Below are 12,245 nucleotides of genomic sequence, written 5' to 3'. Positions count from 1 at the left end.
GCATTTCAAACAACACCCGACAACAACCACCACAAGCGGATGATTGATACATCGAATGCTTTCACCAAAACAAAATAATTTCGGCACTGACATTCATCGACACACTGTTGAGTTCTCAAAGAACACGCACACACCGTCACTACCGTTTGCACGGTATTTTCGGGGCTTACACGCTCGAACCCCAGACATGACTCATCACTTTCGAGCCTTGCCTGGGTTGTTCAGTGCATACTCCGTACAACCTCGTTGTCCCAGTCCGTGAAGACCGGGTTGGTGTCCGTGTCGCTCTGACTCGACAAAAGTTACGCGAAGACCAACGCTTACGCAAATCGCCTGGTCAGATGTAATTTTCGTGTGAACATCTGCCGCATGCCTTGATCAGACGATCGCTACGGCATCGATTTCGACCAACATCTCTTCCCTGGGCAGTCCTGTGAACACTGTGGTGCGGCTCGGTAGAACGTCCCCCGACGTATGTGCCGACACGAACTGGCCGTAGGCGTCGTTCATGGTCGAGAAGTCCTCACGCTTGGTCAGATACACCCTGAGCATGACGACGTCGTCGAATGTCCCACCGCTGGCCTCGACGATCGCTTTGACGTTCTCGAGTGTGCGGGTCGTCTGCGCGGCTACATCGCCTGGATACAGGTATTCACTGGTGGCCGGATCGACCGGCCCCTGCCCCGAGACCTGAACGAACGGCCCCTTCCGGACTCCCTGGGAAAATGTGTGGGCAGGTGCGGGCGCACCTGTGGTGCGGATTTCGATCTTCTCACTCATTGTGTTCCTTCCTTCGAGCTCTGGTTCTGTGTTCTGTGGTCCTGGGCTTCTTGCGGGTGCCATCCCAATCCTGCGGAGATCGCCGCCGCGGCGTGCTGCACTTCGGGGAGCGTGGCAAGCACTTGCTGATGATCGAGCACCATGTCGGGCACGGACATCGATACCGCTGCCACCACATCACCGGTTCCGTTGCGCACTGCGCATCCGATGCAGTTGACGAAGGACTCGTGCTCCTCGCGGTCTTCGGCGAACCCCTGCTCGCGCACGAGGTCGAGCTCGCGAAGGTAACGCTCGGCCGTCGTGATGGTTCTTTCGGTGAACGGCGTGTAGGTGATGTTGCGTGCAATCTGCACACGCTCCGCCTCCGGCCGCGCCGAGATGAGGACCTTCCCCACAGCTGTGCAGTGGAGCGGCGCAGGCTTTCCGATTCGCGAATACATCCGCACGCTCTGCTGGGCGTCGAACTTGTCGATGTAGATGACGACGCCGGCCTCGTAGGTGGCGAGGTGGACGGTTTGGCCGGTGATCGCGTTCAGTTCGGACAAGTGCGGCCGGGCAATGCTCCGAACATCCCGCTGTTCGAGCGCACGGTTGGCGAGCTCGAACAGCCTGGATCCGAGCTGATATCGGTGATCCGCGTCGTGCTGGACGAATCTGTCGGCTTCCATCGTGCGAAGCAGCCGCAGCACGGTCGTCTTGTGGACCTCGAGGACCGACGCCAGCTCGTCGAGCGACTGCGGTCCGTCGCCGAGCAAGCCGAGAAGTGTCATCGCCCGCGCCAGACTCTGACTCATTTCGACACCTCCGAGTGACGCGCGGCTGTGGCCGCGTAGTCCAGCCACGCCCAATCGGCATCGGCCAGTTCGGCCAGTTTCGACAGCACCGCAGGGGGAAGCACCGAGGCGATGTCGTCGTGGCCGGTCAAGGCACCCGCCGCGCACAGGTGACCGAACCGAACGCGCTCGGCGGAACTCCTGCCCAACAGCAATCCGGTCAGATATCCGCCCGCGAACGCGTCTCCGGCACCGATCTTCTCGACTACGTCGAGCTTCAGCGCCGGTACGTCGATCCGAGAGGTCCCCTCGAATGCCGTCACGGTGTGCGCGTCGTTCTTGATCACCAGGTGGTGTGGTTGCGGAAACATCTCGCGCAGCTCGGCGGGATCGGATGTGCCGAACACCAGCGCAGCTTCGTCGGCACCCATGAACACCACATCGCTTCCTCGAACATGTTCACCGAGAACATCTGTGGCTGTGTCCGGCCGAGATTTCCACAGCGCCGGCCGATAGTTCAGATCGAAGCTGACGAGAGTGGGCAGATCCATCAAGTATCTCGTCAGGTCGGCGGCGGTATCGGAGATGGCCACGGTGATTCCGGTGAAGTGGATCAGGTCGGCACGCGCGACAAGGTCCGCTGCATTCCCGTCGATGTCTTTGGGGGACAGAGCACTCGCAGCCGAGCCGGCACGGAAGTATGTCATCGCACTGTCTCGGCATGCGAGGTCGTGCCGGTCGCCGGAACCGGATCCGCGTTGCTTCACGTACATGCCAGTGGGTCGCTCGTGGTCGAGCGTCACACCGGAGGTGTCGACACCTGCCGCGATCAATTGACCGACCAGATACCGGCCGAATCCGTCATCTCCCACTCGAGAGATCCACGACGCATCGACGCCCAATTGACCGAACACCCTGGCCACGTTGGCTTCTGCGCCCCCGGCTGTGCGGTGGAACGTGTTCGATTTCTCCAATGGGCCCGGCTCGGCAACCAGAACGACGAGGCCTTCGCCCACACACACCGCTCGTGGTGCTTTCACGTCGATCTCCTCGAACTCTTGCGGGAACGCTGACTTTCGTTGCAGACTACAAAGCATAAACACATTGCGCAACCAGCGTTGCAAAATACGCAACGCACTTGCGGGTTTTCCGAGACCGAGGAGACGATCGTGATCGACACCGATGCCGTCGAGGCACTCAGCCGACGAGTGCTCGGACCCGAGTACAAGGCATTGCCACCCAGGTCATGGGGGCACACCATCGAGAGCTTTCTCGCCACGTCGCCGCGGCTCTCCGAGTTCACGACGCCCGTCCTCACTCTCGACCGGGCACGCATCGCGTCGAACATCTCGGTCATGGCCGAGTGGACTGCGCGCGCGGGAGTGCTGCTCGCACCCCACGGGAAGACGTCGATGGCCCCGCAACTGTGGAAGCAGCAGCTCGACGCAGGAAGCTGGGCCATCACCCTCGCAACCGGATGGCAAGTTCAGGCAGCACGCGCATTCGGGGTCGAACGCATCGTTCTTGCCAATGCCGAGATCGACCCTGTTGCGTTGACGTGGATTGCGGCCGAGCTGGATTCGCACCCGACATTCGAGTTCTACTGCTGGGCCGACAGCGTCGCAACGGTGCACGAGATGGACCGCATCCTCTCGACGCAAGGAGAACGGCCGGTCGCGGTCGTCGTCGAACTCGGTGGCCCGCACGGCCGAACCGGCGCGCGGACCACAGAAGAAGCGATCTCGGTGGCACGTGCGATCGCGTCGTCGCCGCGGCTGACTCTGGCCGGGGTCGGCGGCTACGAGGGCGCACTGAGCCACGACCGGACCGACAGCGGCCTCGCGGCGGTTCGGACCTATCTGGACAACGTGGCCGCCCTCCATCGCGCGCTCGATGCCGAGGGGTTGTACGGCGAGCACGCGATCGTGACCGCCGGCGGCAGCGCCTACCAGGACCTCGTGGTCGAGCGGTTGCACTCTCTCACCAACGAAGAGGGAGTACCTACCGACGTAGTGCTGCGCTCGGGTGCCTACGTGGTGCATGACGACGGCTTCTACTCACAGATCTCACCACTCACTCCCGCCCGCACCGACGCGCCGCTGATGTCGGCGATGCACGGATGGGCTCGGACGGTCTCCAGGCCGGAACCCGGTCTCGCACTGCTCGATGCAGGAAAGCGGGACTTCCCGTTCGACGAAGGACTGCCTGTCCCCCAATCGGTTCGGGGAACCGAGACTCTCGACTCCGGTGCCGACATCACAGCGCTGAACGATCAGCATGCGTTCCTTCGCCTACCGGCCGAGGACAGCGGGGCACTGCCGGTGGGATCGGTGGTGCGCTTGGGCCTGTCTCACCCGTGCACCGCTTTCGACAAGTGGCGTCTCATTCCCGTCGTCGACGATGCCGACAGCGACGATCCTCGCGTCGTCGATCTCGTGCACACATTCTTCTAGAGAGTCGAAACCCCATGTCCGATATCCTCTTTCGAGGTGCCGACGTCATCGACGGCACCGGGTCTCCGCGACTGCGTCGTGACGTTCTCGTACGCGACGGAATCATCGCCTCGATCGCCGAACCCGGCACCGTTCTCGGTGCCGACAGAATCGTCGATGCGACACCGGGGCAGGTCCTGTCCCCCGGGTTCATCGACATGCACGCCCATTCCGATCTGCGTCTACTGACCGATCCCGACCACTTCCCGAAGATCAGTCAGGGCGTCACCACCGAGGTCATCGGCCAGGACGGCATCGCCTACGCTCCGATCGACGACGCGACGCTCGATGTGGTGCGGCGTCAGATCGCCGGATGGAACGGCAATCCCGTCGACCTCGACTTCTCGTGGCGCTCGGTTTCCGAGTACCTCGCTCGCCTCGACGACGGGATCACCCCGAACGCTGCCTATCTCGTTCCCCAGGGAACACTGCGGTACCTCGCGGTGGGCCCTGATCAGCGACCGGCGACGCCGTCCGAGATCGCCCACATGCAGGAGTTGTTGACGCAGGGCTTGCACGAGGGTGCCGTCGGAATGTCGAGCGGTTTGACGTACACGCCCGGAATGTACGCGGACACAAACGAATTACGCGCGCTGTGCGAGGTCGTCGCCGACTTCGGTGGGTTCTACGCGCCGCACACTCGGTCGTACGGCGCGGGCGCACTCGACGCGTACCAGGAGATGCTCGATCTCTCCAGGGAGACGGGATGTGCGCTGCATCTGACTCACGCGACGATGAACTTCGGCGTCAATCGGGGCCGGGCACGAGAGTTCTTGGACCGCGTCGATTCTGCGATCGCGGACGGATGCGACGTCACCCTCGACACGTATCCGTATCTGCCCGGAGCCACCACTTTGTCTGCGCTGCTACCGAGTTGGGCGATGTCCGGTGGCCCGGATCGCGCGCTCGAACGCCTCGACGATCCGGAGATGCGTCGACGCATCGCACAGGATGTCGACGTCGACGGGTCCGACGGCTGCCATGGCGTGACCGTCGAGTGGGAAACCATCCAGCTCAGCGGTGTGGCGAATCCGGAGCTCGATCGCTATGTCGGTCGCACGATGTCCGAGATCGCGGCCGAGGCGGGTCGGTCACCGGTGGACGTGTTCTTCGACTTCCTTCGCCGAGATGCGCTGGCCACCACGATCCTCCAGCATGTCGGACACGAGGAGAACGTGCGCGAGATCATGGCGCATCCACGTCATATGGGCGGCAGCGACGCGATCCTTGTCGGCGAGAAGCCCCACCCCCGCGCCTGGGGAACGTTCCCCCGCTACCTGGGTCACTACGTTCGGGACGAGCAGTTGCTCTCGCTCGAGGACTGCATTAACCACCTGACCGGTCGTCCCGCTGCGCGCCTCCGCCTGCGCGCCCGCGGCACGATCGCAGAAGGGCACGCAGCCGACCTCGTCCTGTTCGACCCGGCAACCGTGCGCGATACCGCCACGTTCGAGAATCCGAAGCAACAGGCCGACGGCATCAGCCACGTGATGGTCAACGGTGCCTTCGCTATCGACGATCGCCGTCCCACGCACTCTCTGGCAGGCCGTGCCCTGCGGATGAATCCCACCGGAAAGCAGACATCGTGAATGCACTGACCACCATTCTGGAGGACCGCGCACTGTCGGTGGTCCGTGCGCCGCACATCTCCGATCCTGCTGCGTTGGCGAATGCGCTCTCGCGCGGCGGGATTCGGGCCCTAGAATTGACCTTCACCACGCCCGGCGTCCTGGCACTGCTCCGCGCGGCATCGAACGCGGGTGCGGTCGTCGGTGCCGGCACCGTCCTGACCGCCGATCAGGCACGGTCGGCGATCGACGCGGGAGCATGCTTCGTGGTGACCCCCGGGCTGCGGCCCGACGTTGCCACGATCGTGACCGACGCCGGGATCCCGCTGATGATGGGCGCGCTCAGCCCGTCGGAGGTGATGACTGCCCTCGATCTCGGAGCGGATGCCGTGAAGATATTTCCGGCTCGCACCGTCGGGCCCGCGTATTTCAAGGATCTGCTCGGCCCCTTCCCCGACGCGAAACTCGTTCCGTCCGGCGGGGTCAACGCAGGAAATGCCGCTCAGTTCCTGGCATCCGGTGCCGTCGCAGTGACCGCAGGCACCGATGTGGTTCCACCGGCGTCGGTTGCGGCCGGCCAGTGGGACGACATCACCGTGCGAGCGCAGGCGTTCGTGGCGGCTGTCAGTGCAGACATCAAGGAAGGCTCGTCATGAATTCTGTCGTCGACTGGCTGCGAACCTCAACGCCAGGCCTACTCGTATTGTGCGGCATCGCAATTGCGGTACTGCTCATCGTCATCATCAAGGTCAAGCTCGAACCGTTCATCGCACTTCTCATCGTCGGCCTCGGCTTGGCTCTGGCTGCCGGCTTGCCCGTCAACGAGATAGTCGGCACCGCCATCAAGAGCAACGAGTCGCTTCTCGAAACCGGGTTCGGGGGCATCCTCGGGCACATCGCAGTGATCATCGGACTGGGCACGGTCCTCGGCGCGATTCTCGAAAAGTCCGGTGGCGCGCAGGCACTGACCGCCAAGCTACTGGGCGTCTTCGGGGAACGCGGAGCACCCATCGCAATGGGACTGCTGGGCTTGATCTTCGGCATTCCGGTGTTCTTCGACATCGGCATCTTCGTATTGGCACCGCTGGTGTACGTGGCGGCGCGCCAAGGCGGAAAGTCGTTGGTGCTCTATGCGCTGCCGATGCTGGCAGGGTTGTCCATGACGCACGCCTTCTTGCCACCGCACCCGGGACCGGTCGCCCTCGGTGGTCTGCTCGAGGTGAACCTGGGGTGGCTCATCCTGTTCGGATTCATCTGCGGAATACCAGGATTCATCGCCGCCGGCCTGGTGTGGGGCAACTGGATCGGCAAACGCATCATCGTCGACGTCCCCGAGGACTTCATCAACGACGGAAACGATGCGAGCACCACCGAGGGTGGAGGAGCAGGCACGGTCGCGACCAAGCGCCCGGTCGTCACGACGCCACCGTCGGTGGGCACGATCGGAGCGATCATCGCCGTTCCGCTGGTCCTGATCCTCGGCGCCACGTTCGGCAGCATTCTGCTCGATCCCGGCAACCTGCTCGAAGTGCTCACCTTCTTCGGTACCCCGGCCGTCGCGCTGCTCATCGCAGTTCTGATCGCGTTCTACGTTCTGGGCATTCGACGCGGATCCACGGTCCAGGAACTCAGCAAGCTGACCGGTGAGTCGCTGCGTCCGGTGGGCATGCTGTTGCTGGTGGTCGGTGCAGGCGCGTTCTTCGGAAAGGTCATCTCCGCCACGGGAATCGGCACAGCCCTGGCCGACACCATGGCGGCCGCAGGTCTTCCCATCATCGTGTTGGCATACATCATCAGCTGTGCGCTCAGGGTCGCCCAGGGCTCGGCAACCGTGGCCATCGTGACGACCGGCGGCATAGTCGGGCCCCTGGTGGCAGCCCAGGACTACTCGGCTCCGGCCGTCGCGCTGATCGCCATGTCCATCGCGGCGGGCTCGATCATCGCCAGCCACGTCAACGACGGCGGCTTCTGGATCATCGCGAAATTCTTCAACCTGACCGTCAAGCAGACGCTGCAAACGTGGACGGTCCTCGAGACGATTCTGTCCGTGGTCAGCTTCGCCGTCGCGGGAATCCTGTTCGCAATCATCGCCTAGAGCCAGTGGCGCGACTGTGTGCCCTCGGCGGCACTCAGTCGCGCCACTGCGTCCGCACTTGATCACCGACGAAATGTGTGTTCTCGGCAGACATTTCCCGGCTCCCCGACCGCCCGACGAGGTCATCGATCCGATCGTCCAAGCTGTGCGCTCGGGCCATCGCGTCGGACGTGCGGGCCTCGGTCTCCGAGGACTCGACCACATTCGCGAGTCGAACCAGCGCAGCGACCCGTCCGGTCAGCTGTTTCCACACCACTTCCAGTGCGCCACGCCGGGATTCGACCTGCGCTGCGGTCTCCTCGTCGACCATAGTCTCACCGATCCGATTCAGCTCGGTCGCTACCGTGCGCAGCGACGCGGCATCGACCGCGATTTCGGTGAGTTCGACGAACAGGTCCAACTGGTTGCGTTGGATCTCGAAATACGTCGACTGCCATGCCGGCGACCGCCGCACCCGATCGAACGAAGTGCCGGCGAGGAACAACAGAGTGTCGTAGCGATCGACGAAGCGGTCGTCTTTTCGATCGACGAACTGATCTACCAGTCCTGTTGCCCACTCGACCCTGTCGGCCACCAGGGTTTTGCGCGCCAGCGTGCTGACCCGATCCGTGGCCGCGTCCACCAGAGACAGGCCTCGCTCGGCGATGGGGCCGAACTTCTCCGGCGCAGGCGTCCTCGTCAACGCATCGAAGATCGCATCCCGTTGGTCCAGATCGAGGTGAACACCTTCTCGGCGCTCTTTTCGCGCCGCGCGTACTCCGGTGGCGTAGTGCCGATTGGACATCACCACGGTGGTGCGGTGGTGATTGACGCGTTTGCTCAACTCGGCAGCTCGAAGTTTGTACACCAGAGCCGATCCGGGCTTGCTCGTCGTGTCTTTGGCGAGCCACCGATCGCGTTCGTCCACCAAGTTACGGAGCGCGCCGAATCCCCCGATCGACGGCAGCAAGCGTCCGGCATGCCATCGATTGATGAGCACAGCTCGGGTGGCCTCGTCCACGCGCCCGGCCGCGATGGCGACCGCCGCCGCGTCGGACAGCGGTTCGGAATGTCCGGGCAACCGGCAGCGGGCGCAGCGGCTGTGAACCTCGTCGTCGAATCGGGCACGCTGCTCGGCCGACCCACTGCCATCGAACTCGGACATCATCTCTCCTAGGTCACGTCCAACCGACGCTGGTCCGCTCACTTTCGAGTGTTCCAGAAGTTCAGATCAGTCCGCTCGACGATTGCTCGGTCTGCGGCTTCTTCTCGGCCAGCAACGTGCGCGCCACGTCGAGCCCCTCCCAGACGTTCCACATCAGGACGCCCTGGACGACGGCATCGTCGTCGAGGTAGTACACGACGCCTTCCTTGCCGACCGTCTTCCAGTCCTCGATGACATTCAGCGTCGTGGACACCGTGCCGATCGCCTGATATCCGTCGTCGTACACGTCGGAATAGAAGTACGGGGTGTACGTGTAGGGATCTGCGGCACCGGCCATATTGCGTCCTGCGGCCTTGCCCATTTCGGTCGCGTTGTCGACATGCTCGATGCGTCGGCGACCGAGAACGGCGTCGGGGTAGTTCGCCACATCACCTGCGGCGTAGACGTGTTCGTCCTCGGTCCGGAGGAACTCGTCGACGATCACTCCGTCGTCGACTGCCAGCCCCGCAGATTCGGCCAGCTCTGTTTCGGGTCGCACACCGAGTCCGAACACGACTCCGTCCGCCTCCACGGTCGAACCGTCGTCGAGTTGAAGTTGCACGCGCGCCGACGCCTCGGCCCCTGACACGACCTTCGTTCCCCGGCGCACAGTGACGCCGTGGCCGGAGAAACCCTTGTCGAAGCCGGCAGCCAGGGTCGGCGGAAACATGTGTCCTCCGAGTACGGCATCCGAGGTGACCAGTGTGACCTTCACATCCTGAAGAGACAACGCAGCTGCAATTTCGGTGCCGATGTATCCGCCCCCGACCACAGCGATGTGATCGGCGGTCTTCGTGAGCTCGCGCAGCGCTCGGTAGTCGGCGAAAGTGCGGAAGTACACCACGCGGGGGCTGGGAGACAGTTCGATCCGGGTCGGCGTTGCACCCGTTGCCAGGAGGAGTTTGCCGTACTCGTGGCGTTCTCCGGATTCGGTGGTGACCGACGAGTTCGAGCGGTCCACCGAGGCGACTCGAGTTCCGGTGTGCACCTCCGCACCGGTGTCGGAGGCCGTGTCCAGCGAGACCTGATCGCGGCCGAAATCCGGATCGGTCCACAGCTTCTTCGACAGCGCCGGGCGGGTGTACGGCGCGTCGGGGTCTGCGCCGAGTACGCCGATGGAGCCTGACGCGTCCTGCTCGCGGATCCCGCGAGCAGCGCTGTCCGCAACCATTCCCCCGCCGATGATCAGGTAGTCGTAACGCATCGTTCACTCCTCGAAAGTTGCCGTCGTTCGCTTCCGTAGGTACCCGAACAACGCGAGAAGAATCCTTCGAGCCTTTCCCCCCGAGAACCCGCAGGTGGGGGGAACCGACCGGACTGTATGCAGCATCACACCCCGAAGAGGTTGGCCCAGGCCCGTCCAGTGGGCATCTTGGTCTGGGCGACGAAACATCGTTTTTACACGGGTCGAGCTGTAACGGTTCCGGCCGACCGAACGACTCACACCTCAGGACGCGAACAAAAGGAGACGATGTGACTGTTCAGATCGATTCGCTCGCAATTGGCACCGACAGTGCCGACATCGCGACAGCTGACGTCGACCAGCTCTTCGACGAAGTTTCAATGCTCGACGGCACCATCCTCGACGCCATCGAGCGTCGTACCCGCCTGGCGCGCACGCTTGCTGCGGCAACGTCCGGCGCCACCGAGTCGGACCAGGCAGCCGACCCCTACGCAGACCTCGGCAACGACGGCCACGTCTTCACGCGCATGCTGTCACGCCTCGCGCAGATCACGCGATAACTACACGCCCCCTTCAGCTTCGCAGTCCGCGACCCCGTCGAGCACCCGCTCGGCGGGGTCGCGTCGTGTCGGCACATCCACAACCCGATGACTTTTCGGATCGATCGCTGTCAGTACGAGCAAGACCGTTGTTCGACGGTCCGAAGCAGCAAGTTCCTCCGGAAAAGGTGCGTACCCATGTCCCGTTTGTTGTTCGCCAACATGCCCGTCCGCGACGTCGTCGCCACCCGCGCATTCTTCGAGGGTCTCGGATTCGAGTTCAACGATATGTTCAGCGACGAGAACTGTGCCTCGATGGTCGTCAGCGATCAAGCAACCGTGATGTTCCTGTCCAGCTCTCGATTCGAGGACTTCATCTCGGACTCGATCTGCGACACGGGCTCGGCCCGGGAGGTGCTGATGTGCGTCTCTGCCGACAGTCGCGAGGAGGTCGATTCGCTCACCGACGCGGCGATCGCCGCGGGTGGATCGAAATGGATGGAACCCCAGGACCACGGGTTCATGTACGGCCGGGCGTTCCGAGATCTCGACAACCACGTGTGGGAAGTGATGTGGATGGATCCGTCGGCCGTGCCGCAGGGCTGACCTACCTTGTCGCCCTAGAGGCGGTCGGACAAACCGAATCGATCGAACAGAGTCAGATCGAAGAAGCAGGCCACGTGCCCGACCCCTCTGGCATCGACATCGAGAACATGCAGCTGGAAGGCCCGGTGCACACCGTCCTCTGCCAGCATGTACAGCCCGTACGCAGGTTGACCGTTGGCCGAGGTGGCCACCATCCGCATGTCGCCTGCTCCGTTTGCGGGGCAGTTGTTCCGGATGAGAGATCCGATCGTCTCGCCACCCTGGTACCACCCGACGAACGGCGGCATTTCCCATACTGCGTCCGAGGTGAACAGCGTGACCAGTCGATCGATGTCGTAGCTCTCGAAACACTCCACGTACTGGGTGAGAAGTTTCTGTAGTTCCGCGGATTCGATGGGCTCGACGTTGTCGAGCTCGGGCGCGATCTCGTCGAGACGCTCCCGTGCTCGCTGCAGGAGGCTGTTGACTGCGGTCGTCGTCGTGGCGAGAGCTTCGGCAACCTCCGACGCTTTCCACTGCAACACTTCGCGCATCAGCAGCACCGCGCGTTGCCGCGACGACAGATGTTGCAGCGAGGCGACGAAGGCGAGCCGTACGGATTCTTTCGCCACCACGATCGAGGCGGGATCGCTCGCATCCGCCAGGTCGCAATCGGCGATCGGCTCGAGCCACGGAACCTCGTTGTTCTGTACCAGTTCGTCGGTGGGACCTGAACTCGGTGCGCCCAAACCCGTCGGCAAAGGACGCTTCGCCCGACCGTCGAGAGCGGTGAGGCAGGTATTGGTTGCGATTCGGTACAGCCATGTGCGCAGGGACGATCGGCCCTCGTACTTGGCGTACCCCCGCCACGCGCGAATGTACGTCTCCTGCAACAGGTCCTCGGCATCGTGGATCGACCCGGTCATGCGATAGCAGTGTGCGAGCAACTCACGGCGAAAGGGATCGAACTGCTCGACGAAGTCGTCCTTCTGTTCCGAGGCCACGGTCATGCGGTAGAGCGTAAACCGGACACCATCGCACCACAGC

Annotated in this window: 12 protein-coding genes; 6 read left to right on the top strand and 6 right to left on the bottom strand. The window is 63.2% G+C overall.

Annotation, left to right across the window (positions count from 1 at the left end; genetic code table 11):
• Positions 1-378: 378 nt before the first annotated feature.
• The 3 genes from R3P95_RS21555 to R3P95_RS21545 are packed head-to-tail and all read right to left on the bottom strand — an operon-like array spanning position 379 to position 2,593.
• Positions 379-780 carry a RidA family protein gene (locus R3P95_RS21555; protein WP_317549458.1) on the bottom strand — a complete coding sequence of 134 codons (402 nt, stop codon included), beginning with the start codon at positions 778-780 and terminating at the stop codon, positions 379-381.
• Positions 777-1,574: an IclR family transcriptional regulator gene (locus R3P95_RS21550; RefSeq protein WP_317549457.1), complete on the bottom strand. Its 798-nt coding sequence runs from the start codon at positions 1,572-1,574 to the stop codon at positions 777-779. The genes R3P95_RS21555 and R3P95_RS21550 overlap by 4 nt, the downstream gene beginning before the upstream one ends.
• Complete coding sequence (locus tag R3P95_RS21545; protein ID WP_317549456.1) at positions 1,571-2,593, bottom strand: sugar kinase; 1,023 nt, start codon at positions 2,591-2,593, stop codon at positions 1,571-1,573. Before R3P95_RS21545 ends, R3P95_RS21550 begins: the two co-directional genes overlap by 4 nt.
• A gap of 129 nt (positions 2,594-2,722) precedes the next feature.
• Between R3P95_RS21545 and R3P95_RS21540 the strand changes: the two genes are divergently transcribed.
• The 4 genes from R3P95_RS21540 to R3P95_RS21525 are packed head-to-tail and all read left to right on the top strand — an operon-like array spanning position 2,723 to position 7,708.
• The gene (locus R3P95_RS21540; RefSeq protein ID WP_317549455.1) at positions 2,723-4,006 is read left to right on the top strand and encodes a type III PLP-dependent enzyme domain-containing protein; all 1,284 of its coding nucleotides are present in this window, start codon (positions 2,723-2,725) and stop codon (positions 4,004-4,006) included.
• A 14-nt stretch (positions 4,007-4,020) separates the two neighbouring features.
• On the top strand, positions 4,021-5,634 hold the full coding sequence (locus tag R3P95_RS21535; protein WP_317549454.1) for an N-acyl-D-amino-acid deacylase family protein: 1,614 nt from the start codon (positions 4,021-4,023) through the stop codon (positions 5,632-5,634).
• Complete coding sequence (locus R3P95_RS21530; RefSeq protein WP_317549453.1) at positions 5,631-6,269, top strand: bifunctional 4-hydroxy-2-oxoglutarate aldolase/2-dehydro-3-deoxy-phosphogluconate aldolase; 639 nt, start codon at positions 5,631-5,633, stop codon at positions 6,267-6,269. The genes R3P95_RS21535 and R3P95_RS21530 overlap by 4 nt, the downstream gene beginning before the upstream one ends.
• Positions 6,266-7,708, top strand: a complete 1,443-nt coding sequence (locus tag R3P95_RS21525; protein WP_037191035.1) for a GntP family permease — start codon at positions 6,266-6,268, stop codon at positions 7,706-7,708. The genes R3P95_RS21530 and R3P95_RS21525 overlap by 4 nt, the downstream gene beginning before the upstream one ends.
• A gap of 34 nt (positions 7,709-7,742) precedes the next feature.
• Here R3P95_RS21525 and R3P95_RS21520 read toward each other — a convergent pair whose 3' ends face one another.
• Positions 7,743-8,852 (bottom strand): hypothetical protein, encoded by a 1,110-nt coding sequence (locus tag R3P95_RS21520; protein ID WP_317549452.1) that lies wholly within the window; start codon positions 8,850-8,852, stop codon positions 7,743-7,745.
• A gap of 61 nt (positions 8,853-8,913) precedes the next feature.
• Entirely contained in the window at positions 8,914-10,095 is a 1,182-nt protein-coding gene (locus R3P95_RS21515; protein WP_317549451.1) for an NAD(P)/FAD-dependent oxidoreductase, read from the bottom strand.
• 269 nt (positions 10,096-10,364) lie between these two features.
• On the opposite strand from R3P95_RS21515, the gene R3P95_RS21510 reads away from it, so the two are divergent.
• Complete coding sequence (locus tag R3P95_RS21510) at positions 10,365-10,634, top strand: hypothetical protein (protein WP_094640019.1); 270 nt, start codon at positions 10,365-10,367, stop codon at positions 10,632-10,634.
• A 177-nt stretch (positions 10,635-10,811) separates the two neighbouring features.
• Positions 10,812-11,219: a VOC family protein gene (locus R3P95_RS21505; RefSeq protein ID WP_317549450.1), complete on the top strand. Its 408-nt coding sequence runs from the start codon at positions 10,812-10,814 to the stop codon at positions 11,217-11,219.
• A 14-nt stretch (positions 11,220-11,233) separates the two neighbouring features.
• On the opposite strand, the gene R3P95_RS21500 is transcribed toward R3P95_RS21505, so the two are convergent.
• Complete coding sequence (locus tag R3P95_RS21500; protein ID WP_317549449.1) at positions 11,234-12,208, bottom strand: sigma-70 family RNA polymerase sigma factor; 975 nt, start codon at positions 12,206-12,208, stop codon at positions 11,234-11,236.
• Between the last annotated feature and the right edge of the window lie 37 nt (positions 12,209-12,245).

This window comes from Rhodococcus cercidiphylli (assembly GCF_033042225.1).
GTDB lineage: Bacteria > Actinomycetota > Actinomycetes > Mycobacteriales > Mycobacteriaceae > Rhodococcoides.
Note: the sequence above shows the minus strand (reverse complement) of the source record. Positions and strands in the feature narration are given on the sequence as shown.

Excerpts from the sequence above, each read along its gene's own strand:
- R3P95_RS21505 (WP_317549450.1), top strand. The coding sequence starts at position 10,812 with ATGTCCCGTTTGTTGTTCGCCAACATGCCCGTCCGCGACGTCGTCGCC.
- R3P95_RS21550 (WP_317549457.1), bottom strand. The coding sequence starts at position 1,574 with ATGAGTCAGAGTCTGGCGCGGGCGATGACACTTCTCGGCTTGCTCGGC.
- R3P95_RS21520 (WP_317549452.1), bottom strand. The coding sequence starts at position 8,852 with ATGTCCGAGTTCGATGGCAGTGGGTCGGCCGAGCAGCGTGCCCGATTC.
- R3P95_RS21500 (WP_317549449.1), bottom strand. The coding sequence starts at position 12,208 with ATGACCGTGGCCTCGGAACAGAAGGACGACTTCGTCGAGCAGTTCGAT.
- R3P95_RS21535 (WP_317549454.1), top strand. The coding sequence starts at position 4,021 with ATGTCCGATATCCTCTTTCGAGGTGCCGACGTCATCGACGGCACCGGG.
- R3P95_RS21555 (WP_317549458.1), bottom strand. The coding sequence starts at position 780 with ATGAGTGAGAAGATCGAAATCCGCACCACAGGTGCGCCCGCACCTGCC.
- R3P95_RS21525 (WP_037191035.1), top strand. The coding sequence starts at position 6,266 with ATGAATTCTGTCGTCGACTGGCTGCGAACCTCAACGCCAGGCCTACTC.
- R3P95_RS21515 (WP_317549451.1), bottom strand. The coding sequence starts at position 10,095 with ATGCGTTACGACTACCTGATCATCGGCGGGGGAATGGTTGCGGACAGC.